General features: G+C 61.1%; 20 protein-coding genes. 10 read left to right on the top strand and 10 right to left on the bottom strand.

The window, feature by feature from the left end; all coding sequences use genetic code 11:
* The first annotated feature begins 1 nt into the window (after position 1).
* Positions 2 to 1345, top strand: coding sequence for a glucarate dehydratase (gene gudD, locus KW838_RS28770; RefSeq protein WP_218504320.1), 1344 nt, complete (start codon positions 2 to 4; stop codon positions 1343 to 1345).
* Positions 1346 to 1504: 159 nt separating this feature from the next.
* Positions 1505 to 2614, top strand: a complete 1110-nt coding sequence (gene ampC, locus KW838_RS28765) for a class C beta-lactamase (protein WP_371317899.1) — start codon at positions 1505 to 1507, stop codon at positions 2612 to 2614.
* Positions 2615 to 2801: 187 nt separating this feature from the next.
* Here the strand turns inward: ampC and KW838_RS28760 are convergent, their stop codons facing one another.
* Positions 2802 to 3353 carry a DUF4174 domain-containing protein gene (locus tag KW838_RS28760; RefSeq protein ID WP_102675653.1) on the bottom strand — a complete coding sequence of 184 codons (552 nt, stop codon included), beginning with the start codon at positions 3351 to 3353 and terminating at the stop codon, positions 2802 to 2804.
* A gap of 180 nt (positions 3354 to 3533) precedes the next feature.
* On the opposite strand from KW838_RS28760, the gene KW838_RS28755 reads away from it, so the two are divergent.
* Positions 3534 to 3902, top strand: coding sequence for a VOC family protein (locus KW838_RS28755; protein ID WP_102701873.1), 369 nt, complete (start codon positions 3534 to 3536; stop codon positions 3900 to 3902).
* A 20-nt stretch (positions 3903 to 3922) separates the two neighbouring features.
* Here the strand turns inward: KW838_RS28755 and KW838_RS28750 are convergent, their stop codons facing one another.
* Both KW838_RS28750 and KW838_RS28745 read right to left on the bottom strand, forming a co-directional pair.
* Complete coding sequence (locus tag KW838_RS28750) at positions 3923 to 4708, bottom strand: sulfite exporter TauE/SafE family protein (protein WP_095967456.1); 786 nt, start codon at positions 4706 to 4708, stop codon at positions 3923 to 3925.
* A gap of 217 nt (positions 4709 to 4925) precedes the next feature.
* Positions 4926 to 5675 carry a hypothetical protein gene (locus KW838_RS28745; protein WP_218504318.1) on the bottom strand — a complete coding sequence of 250 codons (750 nt, stop codon included), beginning with the start codon at positions 5673 to 5675 and terminating at the stop codon, positions 4926 to 4928.
* A gap of 222 nt (positions 5676 to 5897) precedes the next feature.
* Between KW838_RS28745 and KW838_RS28740 the strand changes: the two genes are divergently transcribed.
* Positions 5898 to 6719, top strand: a complete 822-nt coding sequence (locus KW838_RS28740) for an aldo/keto reductase (protein WP_218504317.1) — start codon at positions 5898 to 5900, stop codon at positions 6717 to 6719.
* A 25-nt stretch (positions 6720 to 6744) separates the two neighbouring features.
* Positions 6745 to 7215 (top strand): DUF1810 domain-containing protein, encoded by a 471-nt coding sequence (locus tag KW838_RS28735; RefSeq protein ID WP_218504316.1) that lies wholly within the window; start codon positions 6745 to 6747, stop codon positions 7213 to 7215.
* Here the strand turns inward: KW838_RS28735 and KW838_RS28730 are convergent.
* Positions 7180 to 9540 (bottom strand): DNA polymerase II, encoded by a 2361-nt coding sequence (locus KW838_RS28730; protein WP_218504315.1) that lies wholly within the window; start codon positions 9538 to 9540, stop codon positions 7180 to 7182. The genes KW838_RS28735 and KW838_RS28730 overlap by 36 nt on opposite strands.
* A 346-nt stretch (positions 9541 to 9886) precedes the next feature.
* Between KW838_RS28730 and KW838_RS28725 the strand changes: the two genes are divergently transcribed.
* Complete coding sequence (locus KW838_RS28725; RefSeq protein ID WP_007976812.1) at positions 9887 to 10327, top strand: CBS domain-containing protein; 441 nt, start codon at positions 9887 to 9889, stop codon at positions 10325 to 10327.
* A gap of 133 nt (positions 10328 to 10460) precedes the next feature.
* Here the strand turns inward: KW838_RS28725 and KW838_RS28720 are convergent, their stop codons facing one another.
* Entirely contained in the window at positions 10461 to 11084 is a 624-nt protein-coding gene (locus tag KW838_RS28720) for a glutathione S-transferase family protein (protein ID WP_218504314.1), read from the bottom strand.
* Between the two features lie 261 nt (positions 11085 to 11345).
* Between KW838_RS28720 and KW838_RS28715 the strand changes: the two genes are divergently transcribed.
* Positions 11346 to 11825: a hypothetical protein gene (locus KW838_RS28715; protein WP_008021706.1), complete on the top strand. Its 480-nt coding sequence runs from the start codon at positions 11346 to 11348 to the stop codon at positions 11823 to 11825.
* A gap of 616 nt (positions 11826 to 12441) precedes the next feature.
* Here KW838_RS28715 and KW838_RS28710 read toward each other — a convergent pair.
* Positions 12442 to 13536, bottom strand: coding sequence for a DUF1615 domain-containing protein (locus KW838_RS28710; RefSeq protein ID WP_218504313.1), 1095 nt, complete (start codon positions 13534 to 13536; stop codon positions 12442 to 12444).
* A gap of 283 nt (positions 13537 to 13819) precedes the next feature.
* Here KW838_RS28710 and KW838_RS28705 point away from each other — a divergent pair, with 283 nt between their 5' ends.
* Complete coding sequence (locus KW838_RS28705) at positions 13820 to 16030, top strand: TonB-dependent siderophore receptor (protein ID WP_218504312.1); 2211 nt, start codon at positions 13820 to 13822, stop codon at positions 16028 to 16030.
* A gap of 464 nt (positions 16031 to 16494) precedes the next feature.
* Positions 16495 to 18030 (top strand): FAD-dependent oxidoreductase, encoded by a 1536-nt coding sequence (locus tag KW838_RS28700; protein ID WP_218504311.1) that lies wholly within the window; start codon positions 16495 to 16497, stop codon positions 18028 to 18030.
* Between the two features lie 124 nt (positions 18031 to 18154).
* Here the strand turns inward: KW838_RS28700 and hemB are convergent, their stop codons facing one another.
* A complete protein-coding gene (gene hemB, locus KW838_RS28695; RefSeq protein WP_008021700.1) occupies positions 18155 to 19129 on the bottom strand; it encodes a porphobilinogen synthase in 975 nt (324 codons plus the stop codon).
* 146 nt (positions 19130 to 19275) lie between these two features.
* Positions 19276 to 19986: a glutathione S-transferase family protein gene (locus KW838_RS28690; RefSeq protein ID WP_102701845.1), complete on the bottom strand. Its 711-nt coding sequence runs from the start codon at positions 19984 to 19986 to the stop codon at positions 19276 to 19278.
* 369 nt (positions 19987 to 20355) lie between these two features.
* Here KW838_RS28690 and KW838_RS28685 point away from each other — a divergent pair, with 369 nt between their 5' ends.
* Positions 20356 to 21027 (top strand): histidine phosphatase family protein, encoded by a 672-nt coding sequence (locus KW838_RS28685; RefSeq protein WP_218504310.1) that lies wholly within the window; start codon positions 20356 to 20358, stop codon positions 21025 to 21027.
* A 138-nt stretch (positions 21028 to 21165) separates the two neighbouring features.
* Here the strand turns inward: KW838_RS28685 and mnmH are convergent, their stop codons facing one another.
* Positions 21166 to 22269, bottom strand: coding sequence for a tRNA 2-selenouridine(34) synthase MnmH (mnmH, locus tag KW838_RS28680; RefSeq protein ID WP_218504309.1), 1104 nt, complete (start codon positions 22267 to 22269; stop codon positions 21166 to 21168).
* Complete coding sequence (selD, locus tag KW838_RS28675) at positions 22269 to 23303, bottom strand: selenide, water dikinase SelD (protein ID WP_218504308.1); 1035 nt, start codon at positions 23301 to 23303, stop codon at positions 22269 to 22271. Before selD ends, mnmH begins: the two co-directional genes overlap by 1 nt.
* Positions 23304 to 23513: the final 210 nt, after the last annotated feature.

The raw sequence follows: 23513 nt of genomic DNA, 5'->3' as shown, positions 1-23513 counted from the left end.
CATGACCGCACACGACATCGCCAAAGCCCCGATCATCACCAGCATGCAGGTCGTTCCGGTGGCCGGCCACGACGGCATGCTGCTCAATCTCAGCGGTGCCCACGGCCCGTTTTTCACCCGCAACATCGTGATCCTCAAGGACAACGCCGGCCACACCGGCGTCGGCGAAGTGCCGGGTGGTGAGCGCATTCGCCAGACCCTGGAAGACGCACGCAGCCTGGTGGTCGGCAGCCCGATCGGCACCTACCAGAAGATTCTCAACCAGGTACGCCAGACCTTCGCCGACCGCGATGCTGGCGGTCGCGGATTGCAGACCTTCGACCTGCGCATCACCATCCACGCCGTCACCGGCCTGGAAGCTGCGTTGCTTGATCTGCTCGGCCAGCACCTGGACGTGCCGGTGGCAGCCCTGCTCGGCGAAGGCCAGCAGCGCGATGAAGTGAAGATGCTTGGCTATCTGTTTTATGTCGGCGATCGCAACGAAACAGACCTCGCCTACCGCTGCGAGCCAGACGCCGAAAACGACTGGTTCCGCGTACGTCACGAAAAAGCCATGACCGCCGAGGCGGTGGTGCGCCTGGCCGAGGCGGCTCACGCGCGTTATGGCTTCAAGGACTTCAAACTCAAGGGCGGCGTGCTCAGCGGCGACGCCGAAATCGAAGCGGTCACGGCCCTCGCCGAACGTTTCCCCGATGCGCGCATCACCCTTGACCCGAATGGGGCCTGGTCACTTAAAGAAGCCATCCGCCTGTGCCGCGATCAGCACCGCGTGCTGGCCTACGCCGAGGATCCGTGCGGGGCGGAAAACGGCTACTCGGGACGCGAAGTCATGGCTGAATTCCGCCGGGCCACGGGGCTGAAAACCGCAACCAACATGATCGCCACCGACTGGCGGGAGATGGGCCACGCGATCCAGTTGCAGTCGGTCGACATTCCCCTGGCCGATCCGCACTTCTGGACCATGCAGGGTTCGGTGCGCGTGGCGCAGATGTGCCACGAATGGGGCCTCACCTGGGGTTCGCACTCCAACAACCACTTCGACATTTCCCTGGCGATGTTCACCCATGTCGCGGCAGCCGCGCCGGGCGAGATCACCGCCATCGACACCCACTGGATCTGGCAGGATGGCCAGCGCCTGACCAAGGCCCCGCTGCAAATCGTCGACGGCTGCGTGCAGGTGCCGCAGAAACCGGGGCTGGGGGTCGAACTGGACATGGATCAGGTCGCCAAGGCTCATGAACTGTACAAAGGCATGGGCCTGGGGGCGCGGGATGACAGCGTGGCCATGCAGTTTTTGATTCCGGGCTGGACGTTCGATAACAAGCGGCCGTGCCTGGTGCGTTGAAACGCCCAGTGAGTTGAATCCATCGTTGCGCGTGGCCGCCTGTTGGCGGCCGGGTTAAAAAGCGCTCGGAGCATAGCGCTTAACCCCCTAAAATGGCGCGCAACTGAATCAACGACGGATGAAACCCACATGGACAGGCTGAAAACCATCGCCGCCGGCATGGCGATATTTGCCGCAGGCCATTGCGTGGCACAGGATCAAATCGAGACGCTGGTGAACGCCGCCGTACAACCGGTGATGCAGGCCGAAGGTATCCACGGCATGGCCGTGGCGGTCACCGTCAACGGCCAAGCGCACTACTTCAACTATGGCGTCGCCTCGAAGGAAACCGGCACCCCCGTCACCCAGGACACCCTGTTCGAAATCGGCTCGGTCAGCAAAACCTTCACCGCCACCCTCGCCGCCTACGCCCAGGCCAGGGGCAAGCTGTCACTGTCGGACAAGGCCAGCCAAGTGCTGCCGGCCTTGCGTGGCAGCGCTTTCGACCACATCAGCGTGCTGCAACTGGGTACCTACAGCGCCGGCGGCCTGCCGCTGCAATTTCCTGCCGAATCTGATTCAGCCGACAAAATGCTCGGCTACTACAAACAATGGAAACCGCTCTACGCCCCCGGCAGCCACCGACTGTATTCGAACCCCAGCCTCGGCCTGTTCGGCTACCTCGCCGCCCACAGCATGGGCCAGCCGTTCGATGAGCTGATGGAGAAAACCCTGCTGCCGAAACTGGGCCTCAAGCACACCTATGTGCATGTGCCGCAGGACCAGATGGCGCTGTACGCCCAGGGCTACAACAAGGACGGCAAGCCAGTGCGGGTCACTCCGGGCGCACTGGATTCCGAGGCGTACGGGGTGAAAACCAGCGCCTCTGACTTGCTGGCCTACGTCGACGCCAACATGAAGCCGGCGTCTCTGGACAAGCCGTTGCAGCAAGCCATTGCCTTGACTCATAGCGCCTACTACAGCGTTGGCGACATGACCCAGGGCCTGGGCTGGGAGATGTATCGCTACCCGATCACACTGGATCGCTTGCTGGACGGCAACTCCACGCCGATGGCCATGGAGGCGCACAAAGTCCAGTGGCTGAACCCGCCGCAAGCGCAACCGCAGAACGTGCTGATCAACAAGACAGGCTCAACCGGTGGCTTTGGCGCTTACGTGGTGTACGTGCCATCGAAGGAGATCGGCATTGTGATGCTGGCCAACAAAAACTTCCCGAATGCGCAGCGGGTCAGGGTTGCGCATCAGATTCTGAGCGCCCTTGCCCAATAAGTCTGGTTCGCGCTCCCAGAGAAAAAACTGGAGGTTAATACTGATCAGTTAACACACGAAACCTGTGGGAGCGAGCTTGCTCGCGATGGCGTCATAACAGTCAATATAAATGTTGAATGTCAGGTCCCCATCGCGAGCAAGCTCGCTCCCACAGGTTAATTGCTTAGCACCAGGATTCAGGGCCGGATCAATCATCCGGCATTTCCGGCGGCTTGGCGGGTTTGGCCGGTTTGCTGTTTTTCCCGGGCTTGGCGCCTTTGGCCGCCGGCTCGGCTTCAGCGACGGGAGCGGCCACTGTCGCGGTAAATTCTTTCTCGGCCGCCGGCAACTGATCGACTGCGCTGAAGATCTCGTCCAGCTTGATGGCGTCCGATTGTTCCAGTTTCTTTTCGCCGTCCTTGCCGACCAGAATTACCTTGGTCTTGGCGCCAGCACCCAGCTTGAGCGAGCGGATCAGCGCCGCCGTATCCTGGGGCCCGAGGTCTTTGCCGTCGCGCTGGCCCATCAGGTTGAGCACGGTGTAGAGCACCATGTTGCGGTCGGTGAACCCCTTGCGATTGGCCGGCTCATCCAGCGACTTTTTCAGGCTGACCCAGGTCGGATCCACAGTGCTTGGAGCGATGACAATCAGTGGCCGGGCCCTGCCCTTGTCCATGTCCAGCGGTGAGTCGCCATCGGCGGCGAACGAGGTGCCGGCAATCGCCAGCAAGATAGCCATGGTCAGTGACCTGATGAGCATGCGCATCTCCTTTTTGATATCCACGCTCTAATGATTGCGCATCGCGGCGATTGTTCCGGGTGACGTACCGCAAATTTTTTCGCCTTGTCCCAAGCTTAGGTCAGGGCGGTCATTGCGCAACAGGCTGGGCTAATCTGAAGACTCATGACAACCCGCCTGATCCGTCGTGAGGACCTGGGCATGAGCACTCAATTGAACCACACCATCGTCTGGTGCCGGGACAAGCAGGTTTCGGCGAATTTCCTCACCGGCCTCCTTGGCCTGCCCGCCCCGGAGCCCTTCGGGCCGATGCTGATCGTCAAACTGGATAACGGCGTGTCACTGGATTTCTACGACAACGACCCGCCGATAGCGTCCCAGCACTACGCATTCCTGATGGGCGACGAGGACTTCGATGCGGCCTTCGCCCGCCTGCTGGCCAACGGTCAGCCATGGTGGGCCGACCCGGGCAAGCAGCGTCTGAGGGAGATCAATGATTACGCGGGAGGACGGCGGGTGTATTTCGATGACCCGGACGGGCATCTGCTGGAAATATTCACCCGCGAGTGAAGCTGGCGTGGCGGCCTGGATCAGAACGCCAGTTTGTAGCCGATCAGCAACAGCATGGTCGCCAGGCAAGGGCGCAGCAGTTCGTCGGAGATGCGCCCGGTCAGGTGGCTGCCCAGGTAAATCCCCGGCAACGATCCCACCAGCAAGTAACCCAGGACCTGCCAGTCCATGTTGCCCATGCTCGCATGGCCGAGGCCGGCGACCAGGGTCAGCGGCACGGCGTGGGCGATTTCAGTGCCTACCAGGCGGCGGGTCGGCAGCATCGGATAGAGAATGAACAGGGCCACGGTGCCCAGTGCACCGGCGCCGATGGACGTCAGCGCGACCATGGTGCCAAGGACCAGGCCCGTGATGACCGTCAGGACATTGAGACGCGAGCCGCTGGGGTTGTAGTGGCCGCCAGCACGTTTGTGGGCGAAATCCAGCAGACGCTTCTTGAACAGAATCGCCAACGCCGTGGCGAACAATACAAAGCCGAGGGCCTGCTTGATGATCGCGTTCATCGCATCGGGGCTGGAGTGCAGGCTGCTCAGGAACCACAACGTCAGTGCCACCGCCGGCACGCTGCCAAGGGTCAGCCAACCGGTAATCGCCCAGTCGATGTTGTTGTTCTTTCGGTGAACCAGTACACCGCTGGACTTGGTGATCGCCGCGTAGAGCAGATCGGTACCGACCGCCGTCGCCGGGTTGATACCGAACCACAGCAGGATCGGGGTCATGAGCGACCCGCCACCGACGCCAGTCATGCCGACAATGAAGCCAACCACCAACCCGGCCACGACCAACCCGATGTTCACTAAATCCATTGATACGTCCACAAAGATCGCAGGGGAAATCTGGCCCGCAGCATAGCGATATTTCTTATAACCAGTTATATCGATGCGATCTATCTTTATTCCGGAACCATCATGCAACCCTGTGGGAGCGAGCTTGCTCGCGATAGCGGTGTATCAGTTGGCATCAATGGCGACTGACACTCAGTCATCGCGAGCAAGCTCGCTCCCACAGGGTTCCGTGTCGGACTCACTGCACCGGCAGGAAATTCAGGAACAGCAGGCTCTGGGCATAGTTCAGGCCGATGCGCCGGTAGCGTTCGTCGAGCATCTGGGTCAGCAGGTCCAGGCGGGCGACGATCTTGCCGAACTCAACGGCAAAGCTCAGGTTGCTGCCCTCCTCCGAGATTTCGTTGGAAAACAGCAGGGGTTGGCCTTGCTTGTCTTGGCGCTGGCTGAGGATCCAGGTGGCAATCTCGATGTTGCGTGCGGCATTGCTGACGAATACCGGGTTGATCGTATCGGTCATGTAGAACTCGGTGCGATTGCCATGGGCGGTCACCAGCATGCTGCCGATGGCATAGATGAACGCTCCGACCCGATCGCCGAGAAATTCCGGGCTCATGGCAAAACGCAGGGCCGCCAGGTCTTTTTTGCCGCCCAGGGTCGGTAATGGCTGCTGCTGCTCAATGGCCATACGCACTTGCTTGCCGGCCGTACGGGCATCGAGGAAACCGGACTTTTTCAGCTCATCGGGGTTGCGCAGGTAGAGCTTGCCCATGAGCAGGTAAAGGCTGTCGAGGTTGTCGCGCATGGTCAGGGTGGCCATGCGGTCGACACTGGTCTGCAGGAACTCCTGGGGTTTGCCTTCACGCATCTGGGTGATGATGTCGCCGCCCTGCTGCTGGCTGCAACCGGTGACGAAGAACATCGACAGACCTGCCAGCAGCAGGAAATGACGGCGGATTTTTGAGCTGATCGCGGGTGAAACTCGAGCCATGGGTTGTTGAACTTGGGCATGGGCCGACGGAGGGGATCGCCGCAGGCTGCCATGGATAGAGCAGGACATTTCGAAAAAGTGCAGTATCGGGCGGCACCAATCGATCACTGGCAGGGGAATGTTCAAAGAAAAAACGGATCAGAACATCATGAAAACGGTCCACACTCCCTGTAGGAGCTGCCGCAGGCTGCTCCTACATCACCGAATACACAGGAGGTTTGCATGCGCACGCTTCAATTGGCTGGCGCCCAGGTGCCCGTCATTGGCCAGGGCACCTGGCAGATGGGCGAGGACCGCTCTCGGCACAGGGAAGAAGTCGCGGCACTGCGCCAGGGCATCGAACTGGGCATGACCCTGATCGACACCGCTGAAATGTACGCCGAAGGCGGCGCCGAGGAAGTGGTCCGCGATGCCATCGCCGGACAGCGCGACAGCGTCTTTGTGGTCAGCAAGGTGTACCCGCACAACGCCAGCCGCCAGGGCATTCCCCAGGCGTGCGAGCGTAGCCTGCGCAGGCTCGGCACCGATTACATCGATCTGTATCTGCTGCACTGGCGCGGCCAGTATCCGCTGGAGGAAACCGTCGACGCCTTCGAGCGCCTGCGCGAAGCCGGCAAGATCGGTCGTTGGGGCGTGTCCAATTTCGACCTCGACGACTTGCTGGAACTGGATGCCCCGGCCTGCGCCACCAATCAGGTGCTCTACAATCTGGAGCAGCGCGGCATAGAATTTGATTTGTTACCCTGGAGCCAACAACAGCGGCTGCCGGTCATGGCTTACTGCCCGATCGGTCAGGGTGGAAAAATGCTCGCCAATGCCACGCTCAAGCAGGTGGCCGCCCGGCACGGCGTCACACCGGCACAGGTGGCACTGGCATGGATAATGCGCCAGGACGGCGTGATCGCCATCCCCAAAGCGGTCCGGCCCGAACATGTGCGACTCAATGCCCAGGCCGCCGCGCTGCAACTTGAACCCGGGGATCTGGAGGCGCTGGACCACGCGTTTCATGCGCCACAACGCAAACAGCGACTGGCCATGGTCTGAGCCAACGCAGTCAGAGAGCTTCGCCATGAGAAGCACCGACCACCTGGACCCGTTCAATCTGCAACGCTTTCTCCAGGCTCAGGACCCGGTATTCGACCGGGTTCAAGACGAGCTGAACAACGGACACAAGCGCAGTCACTGGATGTGGTTCATTTTTCCGCAGTTCGCCGGGCTCGGCGACAGCGAGATGTCGCGCCGCTTTGCCATCCGCTCGCGGGAGGAGGCCCTGGCCTACCTTGAGCATCCGTTGCTCGGCGCCCGACTGCGCACCTGCACCCAGGAAGTGCTGAACATCCGGGAGCGCTCGGTGGCCGGGATTTTCGGTCATCCCGACGACCTGAAATTTCATTCCTCGATGACCCTGTTCGCCCAGGTCGATGCCGCCGACAGCCTTTTCCAGCAAGCCTTGAACCAGTACTTCCACGGCATCCTGGATGACTGGACCTTGTCGCTGATGGACTCAAAACAGGCCCAGTTGCCCCCCAACCAGGGTTGAGAAGTCGTCGTCGACAAACGGCAGTATCGCGTCCGCCACCGGTTGCAGCTGGCGGGTGATGTAGTGGTCGTAGTCGATGGGCGCGCTGCGCACTTCCAGCGGTTCGGGGCCGGCGACGGTGATCACGTAGCTGATCCAGCCGCCGTTCTGGTACTGCCGCGGGCGACCCTGGCTGTCGTTGTACTCATCAGCCAGGCGCGCCGCGCGTACGTGGGGCGGGACGTTGCGCTGGTAGTCATCGAGGGTGCGGCGCAGGCGTTTGCGATAAACCAGCCGGTCATCGAACTCGCCGGCCAGGGTCTTGCGCACGTAGTCACGCACGTAATCCTGATAGGGTTTGCGCAGGAAGATCCGCGAATACAGCTCTTGCTGGAATTGCCGGGCCAGCGGCGACCAGTCGGTGCGCACGGTTTCCAGGCCCTTGTAGACCATTTCGTCGCTGCCATCGGCGCGGGTCACCAGTCCGGCGTAGCGTTTTTTGCTGCCTTCTTCGGCACCGCGAATGGTCGGCATCAAAAAGCGCTTGTAGTGGGTTTCGAACTGCAATTCGAGAACGCTTTGCAGGCCGTATTCCTGCTGCACATGCTCGCGCCACCACTGATTGACATGCGCCACCAGCGCCTGGCCGATCTGTGCCGCCTCCTGCTGGCCGTGGGCGCGACGCAGCCAGACGAATGTCGAATCGGTGTCGCCGTAGATCACCGCATGCCCCTGGGCCTCGATCAACTGGCGGGTGCGCAGCATGATCTCGTGCCCGCGCAAGGTGATGGAGGACGCCAGGCGCGTGTCGAAGAAGCGACAACCGCTGGAGCCGAGCACCCCATAGAACGCGTTCATGATGATTTTCAGCGCCTGGGACAGCGGTGCGTTGTGTTCGCGCTTGGCGGTTTCCCGGCCTTCGGCGACCCGGGCGACGATGGAGGGCAGGCAATGCCGGGTGCGAGAAAAGCGTGCGCCGCGAAAGCCCGGCACCGATTCGCTGTCGTCCGGGTGCTTGAGCCCTTCTATCAGCCCCACGGGGTCAATCAGGAAGGTGCGGATGATCGATGGATAGAGACTCTTGTAGTCGAGCACCAACACCGACTCGTACAGTCCAGGTTGCGAATCCATGACGAACCCGCCCGGGCTGGCTTCAGGTGGCTTGCCCCCGAGGTTGGGCGCGACGAAACCCTGACGGTGCATCAGCGGCATGTACAGGTGGGTGAACGCCGCCACCGAACCGCCCATGCGATCGGCCGGCAGTCCCGTGACGCTGGCCCGCTCCAGCAGGAAGGTGAGCAACTCGGTCTTGGCGAAGATTCGCGTGACCAGTTCGCAATCCTTGAGGTTGTATTTGGCCAGCGCCGGTTTGTCCTCGGCGAACATGCGATTGATTTCGTCCATGCGCTGGTACGGGTTGTCGATGGACTTGCCCTCGCCGAGCAAGGTTTGCGCGACGTTTTCCAGGCTGAACGAGGGGAAACTCCAGGTCGCCGAACGCAGGGCCTCGATACCGTCGATGATCAGGCGGCCAGCGGCTGAAGCGAAGTAATGGTTGCCGTTGCCATGTTCGCGCCACTGCATTTCCTCGCCACCACGCCCCAGTTTCAACGGCACCGCCAGGCGCCGGGCGTGTTCGTGAAGCACCCGCAAGTCGAACTGCACGACGTTCCAGCCAATGATCGCGTCGGGGTCGAACCGGGCAAACCAGTCGTTGAGTTTTTTCAGCAACAGGGTTCGCGAATCGCAGTACTCGAGCTGGAAATCCACCTGGCTATCGTCACCATTGGGCGCGCCGAGCATGTACACCTGACGCTCGCCGCAGCCTTCCAGGGCAATGGAATACAACTCGCCCTGGGCCGTGGTCTCGATGTCCAGGGACACCAGTTTCAAGCTCGGCCGATAGTCGGGATCGGGCTTCATCTGTGCGTCGAGCAGCAGGCCCTCGGCATTCGGCGTGCCACTGAAGCGCACCGGCGCGGTGATGAAGCGTTCCATCATGTAGCGTTCCGGCGGGCGCACGTCGGCTTCGAACACGTCGACGCCGGCCCGGCGCAACGCGGTTTCCAGGCGCATCAACTGGCCATGTTGCCGGCAGTAGAGTCCGAGGACCGGACGATGGTCGAAATCCTGCAGGGCCAGGGGCTTGAGCTCGACGTTCTTCTCGTCCTGCAAAACGCTTTCGGCCGGCAGACGCTGCGCAACAGGGATGAACGCCACCGAGGGCTGGCAAGGCAGGCGGATGCGCCGGGGACCGCTGTCGGTCGCCAGCCAGAACTCGACTTCCGTACCGGCCGGGGTGTCGCGCCAATGCCGGGTCAGGACGAAGCCCTGCTGTAGATCCACCACTGCAAACCTCAACGTTGATTCAGAGGGGGATTCTACCCGTCATCCGTCGCGATAGCGCGTATGGCCCCGGTATTCGGGATGAACATAAATCCTGTGGGAGCGGGCTTGCTCGCGAAGGGGCCAGCACATTCAACATCTTTGCTGGCTGACAGTCCGCTTTCGCGAGCAAGTCGGATCGCCGCACCGCCGCTCCCACAGGTAAGGTGCTGGCCGGAAATAAGGGGTTTACCGAAGAAAAACCGCCGAATGACGTTTTTTGCGTGTTATCTGCCGCTTTCGCCCTTGCCCTGAGCGCTTGCGTCTACGATTCTTCAAGGACAACGACAACACCCGAGTAACCACCATGAAAACCGTCGCCCAACTGCTCAAGCTCAAAGATCAGAAGAATCAGGAAGTGCACCAGATCAAACCCGATCACATGGTGCTCGAAGCGCTGATGAAGATGGCCGAGAAAAACGTCGGCGCCTTGTTGGTGGTGGAGAATGATGAAGTGCTGGGCATCATCAGCGAACGGGACTATGCGCGCAAACTGGTGCTACACGGCCGCTCCTCGGTGGGCACGCCGGTGCGCGACATCATGGTGTCACCGGTGATTACCGTCGACACCCATCAAACCGTGGATACCTGCCTGGGCATCATGTCCGATAGACGCCTGCGTCACTTGCCGGTGGTCGAAGGCGGCAAATTGATCGGCCTGCTGTCGATCGGTGACCTGGTCAAGGAAGCGATTGCCGAACAGGCGGAGCTGATTCGCCAGCTGGAGCAGTACATTCGCGGGGAGTAAATCCGGACACAACATTCACCCCAAAACCTGTGGGAGCGAGCTTGCTCGCGATAGCGGCCAGACATTCAACATAGATGTCGACCGACATGGCCCCATCGCGAGCAAGCTCGCTCCCACAGGGTAAGTGGTGCTTTCAGACTGGCCAATGCCGGGCGAACACCGGTGCCAGTGCCGGGTGACGGTCGATTCGTTCCAGCCAGGCGAAAAACCCGGGCCGTGCAGTGCGCAAATGCTCCCGACTGCCCGCCCATCGCGAGATCACCGCCGTCAGCACATCCAGGGCCCCTGGCTTCTCGCTGCCCAGATACAGCTCGCCCGAAAACTGGTCGGCAAACACCTCCCAACTCCAGTGCAGGCGCCGGCGGGTTCCCTCCATGAGATTCTGCCTGGACGACTCATCCGCCCCGGCCAGCCAGCGTTCGGGGTAATCGATGATGCCGATGGCCGCATAGCAATTGCTGACGATGTACGCCATGGCGCGAATGGCCTGGTCCCGCTCGGCCGGGTCCTGGGGCAACAACCTCGACGCGGGAAAGCTCAGCCCGAGGTGAATCAGGATCGCCACGCTCTCGGTCAGGACAGCGCCATCGGGGAGTTGCAGGGTCGGAATCTGTTTGAGCGGATTGAGTTTCTCCAGCGCATGGGCCGCCTCCGCGGACGCCTCGACATCGATGAAGCGATAAGGAACATCACAGAGTTCAAGAGCGGCTTCGATGGCCGCGGCCCCGGAGTTCTGATGGCCGTAGAGCTGGTACATGATCGTCTCCTTGCACACCGCGATCTCTGCAGTGCCTCATCATCCGTCCCGGCAGAGGAACGCGCCAGCTTTCCAGTGTAGAAGCCGCCACCTGCCATGCAGCGACCATCCGACGATCGCACCATCAAGCTCGCAAGAGGTATGGCGCAGGTCCTATCACTGCCATCGATGTTCACCATCACCTCAATGAAGTTCTCTTAAAAAATCCGCGGCGTAACATCTGCTCCATACCCACCCATAAGCACCCCGGAGCACACCATCATGAAACGCCAAACCCTCCTCAGCATCGCTTTCTCGGTTTTCGCAGTTAACGCTTTTGCCGCAACCTCTGCTCAACCTGTGGTCGCTGAAGGCGGCTCGGATCGTCTGATTGAAAGCCGTGTGGCTGAAGGTGGTTCCGATCGCCTGATCGAGAATCGTGTGGCCGAAGGTGGTTCGGATCGCCTGCTGGAAAAACGCGTTGCCGAAGGCGGCTCTGACAAGCTCCTGCAAAATCGCGTCGCTGAAGGCGGCTCCGACAAACTGCTGCAGAATCGCGTTGCTGAAGGTGGCTCTGACAAACTGCTGCAAAACCGCGTTGCTGAAGGTGGCTCCGACAAACTGCTGCAAAACCGCGTTGCTGAAGGTGGTTCGGACAAACTTCTGCAAAACCGCGTCGCTGAAGGTGGTTCCGACAAACTGCTGCAAAACCGCGTCGCTGAAGGCGGTTCGGATCGTCTGATCGAAAGCCGCGCTGTCTGAATGCAGGGCTTTACCGCAGGACTCGACGAAAACCCGGCCTCACCCGCCGGGTTTTTTATGCTTGGAGCTTTCACTGTTTTGGAGATCGCTTCATTTCCAGCGTGGGCATGGCCCTTTGTAGGAGCTGGCTTGCCAGCGATGGTCGTTAACGATAACGCGGGTGAACTGGATAAACGCGGCACACTTGAGTCCATCGCCAGCAGGCTGGCTCCTACAGTTTCAGCGTGGGCATGGCCCCCTGTGGGAGCTGGCTTGCCAGCGATGATCGTTAACGATAACGCGGGTGAACTGGATAAACGCGGCGCACTGGAGTCCATCGCCAGCAAGCTGGCTCCTACAGTTTCAGCGTGGGCATGGCCCCCTGTGGGAGCTGGCTTGCCAGCGATGGTCGTTAACGATAACGCGGGTGAGCTGGATGAACGCGGCGCACTTGAGTCCATCGCCAGCAGGCTGGCTCCTACAGATTCCCGCGTGGGCACGTTCCCTTGTGGGAGCTGGCCTGCCAGCGATGGTCGTTAACGATAACGCGGGTGAGCTGGATAAACGCGGCGCACTGGAGTCCATCGCCAGCAAGCTGGCTCCTACAGTAGTTACCCGGGATTGTGTGAAGAACCGATTACTTCCCTGCCCGCGCCATGCAGCGCTGGTAACGTTCATCGACCCGTTTGGCGAACCACGCGGTGGTCAGTTTGCGCGTGATTTTCGGGCTTTGCAGCACGATCCCCGGCAACACTTCACGGGGTAACGGCCGACCTTCGGCCCGTTCGGCCAGTTCGAAAACCCGTCGATAGAGTTTGCTGTCTTCGAACGCCAGGGTATTGCCCTCTTCCAGTTGCGCGCGGATCGTCGGATTGCGCATGTCCAGTTGCTTGCCGAGGGTACGCACGGCCAGTTCCGTGGTGCCGGGCATGATCGAACCGTAACGCACCAGGTCGCCATCCAGCGCCAAGGGGATACCGGAAGCCCGGCTCACCGCGTTTTGAAACGCGGCATTACGGCTGGCGTACCAACCCGCGTTGAAGTCCGCAAAGCGGTACAGCGGCTGTGGGTAGCTCGCCGGATACCCCAGCAGATGCGCGATGCCGAAATACATGCCGCCGCGCCGGGTGAACACTTCATGACGGATCGAGCCCTGCACCGGATACGGGTAGCCCTTGGCCTGCTGCTCGGCAAAATCGATGCTGACCTGCATCGGTCCGCCGGTATGCACCGGGTTGAAGCCGCCGAACAGGGTTTTGCCCATCGGTACCATGCCGATGAAGTCGTCGAAAATGCCACTCAGCTCCTTTTCACTGCGCGCGGCATTCAGGCGGGCGTTGTAGCTTTTGCCGTTGGGCGAGTCGAGCTTCAACGCACTGTTCACCAACAGGCCGGGAATGTGTGCCTTGGCGGCGCGACGGTCGATCTCGTCACGGGCGATCCTGCCCAGGCCCGGTACGCTCGGATCGACCTGAAAGGTCGACTCCTGTTCGGTCACGGCCAAAACCGAGCACAGGTTTTGCGTGGTCGGCGAGATGTCTTGCGCGGTAAACGCCACCTGGATATCCGTGGCCCACCCCTGAGGGTCGGCGGCTTTCGCCGGCAGCAATCGCACAATCTCAGCCTTCACCTGGGCCGGACTACGCGCCGCCGGTTCCTGTGTCCGTTGGCTGCCGCAACCGGCCAGTATCAACAAAGCGGCGATGCTGAAGATCAATCGATTGGCTTGCATGTCGTTCCATCTAGTCCTTGGGTCCGGCTTAACCATACGAGCAATGGCAGGGCAACGGCTATGACCGTTGTCCGCCACGTGCCTTTATTTGCCACTGAAACGGCCCTGAAGCTCCGTTATCCGAAATCCGCATGTGCAGAAAATGCCTGCGAGCCTTGCAGAAAACGCATTGCACAACGCTACTGAGAACAACTACCATTTGCATCAGGAGTCGCATTTGCGCATGGAGTTCCCGCGCCGCCCCTTTTTTTTCAATCGGCCGCGCGCCGCCCAGGAACCCATCATGACCACTCCAGCACGACTGCGCGTACCTTTTCGCCCGACGCTACTGGCCCTGTTTTGCTCCTTGTCCCTGACGGCCCATGCCGCAACGCCCGAAACAACCGAAGCCCAGGGAACACCGCTGGTGCTGGGCGACGTCAATGTAAACGCCCAGGCCCCGGCACCGTCCGACCTGCCCCCGGTTTACGCCGGTGGTCAGGTCGCACGCGGCGCTCAACTGGGTATCCTGGGCAACCAGGACATCATGGACGTTCCCTTCACCATGACGTCCTACACCGAAGAGTTGATCCGCGACCAGCAAGCCGAAACCGTCGGCGACGTGCTGCTCAACGATGCCTCGGTGCGTCAGGCTTCCGGTTTTTCCAACCAGGCCCAGACCTTCATGATTCGCGGCCTGCCCCTGAACGGCGATGATATTTCCTTCAACGGCCTGTACGGCATCCTGCCGCGGCAGATCATTTCCACCGATGCCCTGGAGCGTGTGGAAGTATTCAAGGGGCCGAATGCCTTCATCAACGGTGTCACCCCGACCGGTTCCGGCATCGGTGGCGGCGTCAACCTGCAACCCAAGCGCGCCAGTGATGTGCCGCTGCGTCGGTTCACTACGGACATCAGCGACGACGGGCGCATCGGCGAACACCTGGACATCGGTCAGCGCTTTGGCGAGGACAACCGCTTCGGTGCCCGCCTGAACCTGTCCCAACGTGAAGGCGACACCGCCATCGACGACGAGAACCAGCGCTCCAAACTGTTCGCCCTGGGTCTCGACTACCGCGGCGATGCGCTACGCCTGTCCGGCGATTTCGTCTATTCGAAGGAACGCGTCAACGGCGGCCGCAGCTCGGTCAACCTTGGCGACGCCACGCACATCCCGGATGCGCCCTCCGCCGACACCAACTACGCGCAGAAGTGGGGATTCAGCGAGATCGAGGACACCTTCGGCATGCTGCGCGCCGAATACGACCTGAACGACAGCTGGACCGCCTACGCCGCTGGCGGCGCCAAGCACACCCGTGAAGTCGGCAACTACGACTCCACTACCCTGGTGGGCAACGATGGCAGCTCGGTGACCAGCGGTTCGTTCATTCCCCACGAAGAAGACAACACCAGCGCCATGGCCGGCCTCAATGGCCGTTTCGCCACGGGTCCGGTGACCCATAAACTGAACTTCGGCCTGGCCGGGATCTGGACCCAACAACGCAACGCCTTCGATTTCGATCTGACCCAATACCCGAACAACATCTACCACCCGATTGACGTTCCGGCGCCGGCGGGCGGCTTCTCCGGCGGTGACCTGGGCGATCCGGGCATCACCGGCAAAACCTTCATGCGCAGCGCCGCCGTGTCCGACACCCTGGGCTTTATCGATGATCGCCTGCTGGTCACCCTGGGCGTACGCCGTCAACAGTTGGTCGTTCAAGGCTACGACTACGACACGCAAAACCGCACGTCCAACTACGACAAGTCGATCACCACGCCGGTGTACGGCATCGTGTTCAAGCCGTGGGACCACGTGTCCTTCTACGCCAACCGCATCGAGGGCCTGGCCCAGGGCCCGACGGCTCCGACGACCTCCGGCTCCAGGGTCGTGGTCAACGGCAATGAAGTGTTTGCCCCGTCGCGTTCCAAACAGGTTGAAGCCGGGGTCAAAGTCGACATGGGCACCTATGGTGCGACCCTCGGTGTGTACCGCATCGAACAACCGGCTGACGGCTACACCCAAGTCATCGACGACACCACCGCCGTGTTCGTTCATGACGGTGAACAGATCAACAAGGGCGTGGAACTCAATGTCTTCGGCGAACCCATCGACGGCCTGCGCCTGCTCAGCGGCGTGACAGTGATGGACACCGAACTGAAGAACACCCAGGACGGCCTCAACGATGGCAACCGGGCCATCGGCGTGCCGAGCTTCCAGTTCAATGCCAGTGTCGATTGGGACGTGCCGGGTGTGCCAGGCGCAGCCCTGAACGGACGGATGTTGCGCACCGGCGGCCAATACGCCGACGCGGCGAACAACCTCAGCCTGCCGGCCTGGAACCGCTTCGATGCCGGCGCCCGCTACGCGTTCAGGGTCCAGGAAAAAGACGTGACCGTACGCCTGGGGGTGGAAAACGTCGCCAACAAGAGCTACTGGGAATCGGCCCAGGGCGGTTACCTGACCCAGGGCGAACCGCGCACGGCGAAGTTGTCGGGGACTATCGACTTCTGATTGGAGGCAGCCCTGTACCTGTACCTGTACCTGTACCTGTACCTGTACCTGTACCTGTACCTGTACCTGTGGGAGCGAGCCTACTCGCGATGGACGTTAACGATAACGCGTACTCTCAGGATTAACGCGGCGCTCTTTCGTCCATCGCGAGCAAGCTCGCTCCTACAGGGGGCCAAGTGCCTGTATCTGTACCTGTGGGAGCGAGCTTGCTCGCGATGGACGTTAACGATAACGCGTACTCTCAGGATTAACGCGGCGCTCTTTCGTTCATCGCGAGCAAGCTCGCTCCTACAGGGGACCGAGTGCCTGTATCTGTACCTGTGGGAGCGAGCTTGCTCGCGATGGACGTTAACGATAACGCGTACTTTCAGGATTAACGCGGCGCTCTTTCGTTCATCGCGAGCAAGCTCGCTCCTACGGGGCCGTCGTCCATACTTGTTCTACCCAGCGAGGAGGACAGGTTCATGCACAGAAGCGATGTGTTGATCATCGGCGCCGGCCCGACCGGACTGGTCCTGGCGTTGTGGCTGAGCAAACTGGGCGTGCGCGTGCGGATTGTCGACAAGGCCTCGGCCCCTGGCACCACGTCCCGGGCGCTGGCTGTCCAGGCGCGGACGCTGGAACTGTATCGACAACTCGGGCTGGCCGACGCGGTTGTGCAATACGGCCATCGGGTGGCGGCCGCCAACTTCTGGGTCAAGGGCGAACCCGTGGCGCACCTGCCACTGACCCAGGTCGGCGCGGGACTGACACCCTACGCGTTCCTGGAAATTTTCCCGCAGGACGAGCACGAACGGCTGCTGATCGAGCGCCTGGAAGCCTTCGGCATCTCGGTGGAACGCAACACCGAACTGGCCAGCTTCGAGCAAACCGCCGACGGCATCACCGCCACGCTGCATCTGCCCGACGGCCAGCAGGAAATCTGTCAGGCCTGTTTCCTCGCCGGGTGCGACGGCGCCCGGTCGATTGTGCGCAAGACCCTGGATACCGGGTTTCCCGGTGGTACTTACCAGCAGATTTTCTACGTCGCCGACGTACAGGGCAGCGGCCCGACATTCAACGGTGAACTGCACGTGGACCTCGACGAGGCGGACTTCCTTGCCGTGTTCCCGCTGGCGGGCAGTGGCCGCGCGCGCTTGATCGGCACCGTACGCGACGAGCGCGCCGACCACGCCGAGACCCTGTGCTTCGAAGACGTCAGCAGCCGGGCCATCGAGCACATGAAGGTGCGGATCGAGCAACTGAACTGGTTCTCGACCTACCGCGTCCATCACCGGGTGGCGGATCATTTTCGCAATGGCCGGGCGTTTCTGCTCGGCGATGCGGCCCACGTGCACAGCCCGGCGGGCGGCCAGGGCATGAACACCGGGATTGGCGATGCCATCAACCTGGCCTGGAAACTGGCGGCCGTGCTGAGCGGCGCTGCCGAGGCCAGACTGCTCGACACCTATGAAACCGAGCGCATTGCGTTTGCGCGCAAACTGGTGGCGACCACTGACCGGGTCTTCACGTTCGTCACCGCCGACGGGCCGATGGCCGATTTGCTGCGTACGCGCCTGGCGCCGTTCCTGATCCCGAAAATAACCTCGTTCGAAACCTCCCGCCAATTCCTGTTTCGCACGGTGTCGCAGATCACCCTGAATTATCGGGGCATGCCTTTGAGCACAGGCGTTGCCGGGCACGTGCATGGCGGTGATCGCCTGCCCTGGGCCCATGACGGTGAGGGGGACAACTTTGAATCGCTCAAATGCATGACCTGGCAGGTGCATGTCTATGGCGACACCAGCGACGAGATGATCGCCTGGTGCCACGAGCACCATCTGCCGTTGCATGTGTTCGACTGGCGTCCGGCGTTCGAAGCGGCGGGCCTGGGGCGCAACGGCTTTTATCTGTTGCGGCCCGATACCTATGTAGCGATTGCCGAGACGTGCGCGGACCCGAAAGTGATCGAACGGTACTTCCGTGATCACGGGATCCGCTCGTTTTTTGGCACGCCCTGATTCAACACAGATCAAAATGTGGGAGCGGGCTTGCTCGCGAATGCGGAGTGTCAGTGACAGATGTACTCACTGACACTCCGCATTCGCGAGCAAGCCCGCTCCCACAGGGGTTATGCGTTGTTTTTCAGATCCCCGCCAACGCCAGATCCATCGCAAAGTAGGTAAAGATCAGGTCTGCCCCGGCACGCTTGATCGCCCCCAGGCTCTCGCGCACCACGCGGTCTTCATCGATGGCCCCGGCCTGGGCGGCAAACTTGATCATCGCGTACTCACCGCTCACCTGATACGCCGACAGCGGCAGGCGCGAGGCTTCGCGGATGTCGCGGATGATGTCCAGGTACGCACCGGCCGGTTTGACCATCAGCGCATCGGCGCCTTCCTGTTCGTCGAGCAACGACTCGCGCACCGCTTCGCGGCGGTTCATCGGGTTCATCTGGTAGCTTTTGCGGTCGCCCTTGAGCGCACTGCCGCCCGCCTCGCGGAACGGACCATAGAGCGCCGAGGCGAACTTGGTCGAATAGGCCATGATCGCCGTCTGGGTAAACCCGGCGTCATCGAGGGCCCGGCGGATCGCCTGGACCTGCCCGTCCATGGCCGCCGACGGGGCGATCACGTCGGCACCGGCTCGGGCCGCCGCGACGGCTTGCCTGCCGAGGTTGATCAGGGTCTGGTCGTTGTCCACTTCATGGTTGTGCAGCACACCGCAATGGCCGTGGTCGGTGTACTCGCAAAAACAGGTGTCGGACATCACGATCATTTCCGGCACCGCGTCCTTGGCGATGCGCGACATGCGCGAGACCAGGCCGTCGTCGCGCCAGGTGTCGCTGCCGCTGCTGTCCAGATGATGGGACACGCCGAAGGTCATCACCGACTTGATCCCGGCGCGGGCGTAGCGCTCGATCTCGCCGGCCAGCTTCGACTCGGGAATGCGCATCACCCCGGGCATGCTTTTGATCGGCACGAAGTCGTCGATCTCTTCTTCGACGAAAATCGGCAGCACCAGGTCGTTCAGGCTGAACTCGGTCTCCTGGAACAGGCTGCGCAGGCTCGCATTGCGGCGCAGACGGCGTGGGCGTGCTTCGGGGAACTGGCTGGACATGGGGATTCCTGGATATCAGAGGACAGAATGTGGGAGCGGGCTTGCTCGCGAAGGCGTCGGCACTGTCAACATCCATGTGACAGGAATACCGCTTTCGCGAGCAAGTCGGACCGCCGCACCGCCGCTCCCACAGGTTATGCGGTGTATCAGCTGGCGACCGGGCTTGGAATCTGTAGCCCGCGCACCACCGCCGGCCGTGCCAGGAAGCGCTCCAGCACCCGTGTGACGTTAGGGAAATTCTGAATCCCCACCAGATCGCCGGCTTCGTAGAAACCGATCAGGTTGCGCACCCACGGGAAGGTGGCGATGTCGGCGATGGTATAGCGCTCGCCCATGATCCAGTCGCGCCCTTGGAGCCGGCCGTCGAGCACCTTGAGCAAGCGCTTGCTCTCCTCGACATAGCGATCACGGGGACGCTTGTCTTCGTAGTCCTTGCCGGCGAATTTGTTGAAGAACCCGAGCTGGCCGAACATCGGGCCAATGCCGCCCATCTGGAACATCAGCCATTGAATCGTTTCGTAGCGCGCGGCCGATTCCTGGGCCAGCAGTTGCCCGCTCTTGTCGGCCAGGTAGATCAGAATCGCTCCCGACTCGAACAGCGCCAGCGGCTTGTCGTCCGGACCGTGGGGGTCGAGGATCGCCGGGATCTTGTTGTTGGGGTTCAACGACAGGAATTCCGGGGACATCTGGTCATTGGTGTCGAAGCCTACCCGGTGAGGTTCATACGGCAGGCCGATCTCTTCGAGCATGATCGAGACCTTGACGCCGTTGGGAGTCGGCAAGGAGTACAGCTGAATCCACTCCGGGTATTGGGCAGGCCATTTGCGGGTGATGGGGAAGACGGACAAATCGGTCATGGGCAGGATCCACGAAGACAGTGAGAGCGACGATCATAATGGAGATATCGGCTCAACGATCCCTTGGATCCATCAATCTCGCTGATAGAGGAGATCAAAAGAGATCACGACGGTTTCACCACGATCAGGTGTAGGCTGTCCATAAATCCGCAACATCCTGTCGATAACCTTCACTGCAATCCGCTGAAGGTTACCGGTACATTGCTGCGCTCTTGGCCGGAATCGAACCAAACGGGTTCAGGGGACTCTGAGCACCACCCCCTTTGAAAACGGACCGGCTTCAACGACATGGAAAACACCCGACGCTGGAAAGTCGTGGTGTAAAGGTTTGTCAGCCTTAACCGAATTGCGCTGAAGAACCTTTTATTCATGAATTTGTTCAATATTGCCAAACGTTTTAAACATCGCGCCTACCTGTTTTTACCCGCATTGCTGGTGGTCAGCGCGGTGTTCCTGTTGCTGGAATCCGGCCTGAGTCGCGCCCAACCGATGGACGGCACCCAGACGCTGGTCTTCCTGCGCCATGGTGAAAAACCCGACGGCGGCCTCGGCCAGCTCAATTGCCAGGGGCTGAACCGCGCCATCGACCTGTCCACGTTGCTGCCGGAAAAGTTCGGCAAGGCCGACTACGTGTTTGCGGCGAACCCGACCCGTAACGTCGAGGAAGGCGAGTTCGACAACTCCTACAGCTACATCCGTCCCCTGATGACCATCAGCCCCAGCGCCATCAAGCTGGGCCTGCCGGTGAACATCAATTTCTCCGCCAATGACACCAGTGACCTGGCCGATGAACTGCTTCACGACAAGTATCACAACTCGGTCATCTACACCGCCTGGTCGCACGGCTACCTGCCGGAGCTGATCAACAAGGTGGCAGGCGACGCCACCGGCAAGAAAACGACCATTACCGATGACTGGGAATCCAGCGACTACGACTCGCTGTATGTGCTCACCCTGACCTGGCACAACGGCAAGGCCAGTTTGCAGAGTCATGTGTACAAGCAAGGTCTGGATAATGGTGCCGAAACCTGCCCGACCTGAGGCATGTGTTGTCTGAGCTGGCCCCTTCGCGAGCAAGCCCGCTCCCACATTCGATCTCCAGCGAACACAAATTTTGTGACTGTCGCTGATTAAAATGTGGGAGCGGGCTTGCTCGCGAAGGGGCCGGCAAAAACACCCTCAACCTATCTGACTGCCCCGCTCGCGCAAATACTCGAGAACCGCCCCCCGCTCCCCGGCAAACTCGATCCGCGCAGCTTTCTTCTCCCGCTGGAACGCGTACATCGGATCGTAATACTCGCTCAGCAACCCTTCGATCCAGCCCCGGTGCAGATCCACCGCGCCACTGCGGGCCTGCTCCGCCAACGCCTCTTCCATCAAAACCAGCATGCGCCGATGACGTTCGCCGCCCAGGCGTTTCTGCACATTGTTCAGGCTCGCCAGCAATCGCTCGGAAAACAGTGCAAAGCCGTCTTCGCCATGCACGTCGATGAATTCGGCGCACAGATCCACCACGTAATCACGCAGGATCCGCTCCACCCGACCTTCCAGGCTGTCTTCCAGCCAGACCATCGGGAACTGCTGCATGCCCTGGTACAGCGGCAACGGCAACGCGCAACTGCCCACCGCACGACTTTCGTCTTCCAGTACGAACTGCTCGATACCCCGGGCGCGTTTTTTCAGCACATCCACGGCCAGGCGGTTTTCGAAGTCGATGTTCGAGGGCTGGCCGGTGGCGCGCTTGCCGAAACTGGAGCCGCGGTGGTTGGCATGGCCTTCAAGGTCCACGCTGTTGCCCAGTTGCGTGAGCACCTCGGTTTTGCCGGTACCGGTCATCCCGCCCAGCAGGACGAAATCGCACTGGGCAACCGCTTGATCGAGGGTGTCCAGCAGGAAGGTACGCATGGCCTTGTAGCCGCCGCCCACCCGTGGATAGTCGATGCCGGCCTCGTCCTTGAGCCATTGCTGGACAATCTGCGAGCGCAGGCCGCCACGAAAGCAATACAGCAGGCCATCCGGATGCGCCCGGGCAAAATCGGCCCAGGCCTGGATACGTTCGGCCTTCACCGCGCCTGATACCAGCTGATGCCCGAGCACGATGGCCGCCTGCTGGCCGTGCTGCTTGTAGCACGTGCCGACCCGCTGGCGTTCATGGTCATTCATCAACGGCAGGTTGATCACACCGGGAAACGAACCCTTGTTGAATTCGACCGGCGAGCGCGCGTCCATCATGGGCCGGTCGTTGAGGAAGATGTCGCGGTAATCGGTGCAGTCGACGAACATCAAAACACCTCGACCGCGTTGCTCTGTCGCTCGATCAGTTCACCGATCGGCTCCAGGCTCAGTCCCAGTTCGGCGGCCACGGCAAGAAACTCCTCGTTGCCTTGCGGCGTTACGGCGATCAGCAGGCCGCCGCTGGTCTGCGGGTCGCAGAGCACACGTTTGTGCAGCTCCTGAAGGCGTCCGAGCTTGCTGGCGTAGCTATCGAAATTGCGCAACGTACCGCCCGGTACGCAACCCTGTTCGAGGTAATACTCGACACCCGGCAGACGCGGAACCCGGTCATATTCAATGCGCGCCGTGAGCTGGCTGCCGTCGGCCATTTCCACCAGGTGCCCGAGCAGGCCGAAACCGGTGACGTCGGTCATCGCAGTCACGCCATCGAGCTTGCCGAAACGGCTGCCGGGCTTGTTCAGGGTGCACATCCAGTCCCGGGCCAGGCCGATGTCGGCATGACGCAACTTGCCCTTTTTCTCGGCCGTGGTAAGGATGCCGATGCCCAGGGGCTTGGTGAGATAGAGCAGGCAACCGGCGGTGGCGGTGTCGTTGCGCTTCATGTGGCGCTTTTCCACCAGACCGGTGACGGCCAGGCCAAAGATCGGCTCGGGTGCGTCGATGGAGTGTCCGCCTGCCAACGGGATGCCCGCTGCGTCACACACCGAACGCCCACCGCGGATCACTTCCCGGGCGACTTCCGGCGCCAGCACGTTCACCGGCCAGCCCAGGATCGCAATCGCCATCAAGGGATCGCCACCCATGGCGTAGATGTCGCTGATGGCATTGGTGGCGGCAATTCGGCCGAAATCGAAGGGATCGTCGACGACCGGCATGAAAAAGTCGGTGGTCGAGACCACACCGCGTTCTTCATCGATGGCATACACCGCCGCGTCGTCACGCGAGGCGTTGCCGACCCAGAGTTTCGGGTCGAGATTCTGCGCCCCGCTGCCGGCCAGGATCACTTCCAGCACCTGGGGGGAAATTTTGCAACCGCATCCGGCGCCGTGACTGTATTGGGTCAGGCGAATCGGCTCGCTCATAGGGTCACCTCTTGGAGTCTAGGTAACCAATCCTACAGCAAACGCGCCTTTTTCTTTGCAGGAGATGCGGTGGTGGATACCGGCCCCCTGTGGGAGCGGGCTTGCTCGGGTAGAAACCGGAGACATCCTTTACGTTTTAAACCGGAGACATCGTTTACAGGTATGAAATACGGTCAGGAGGTGCCTGACCATGCCCTGGAATCGAGAGTC

This window comes from Pseudomonas sp. PDM27, assembly GCF_019219205.1.
Classification (GTDB): Bacteria; Pseudomonadota; Gammaproteobacteria; order Pseudomonadales; family Pseudomonadaceae; genus Aquipseudomonas; species Aquipseudomonas laurylsulfatiphila.
This window is presented reverse-complemented; position numbering and strand designations above follow the sequence as displayed.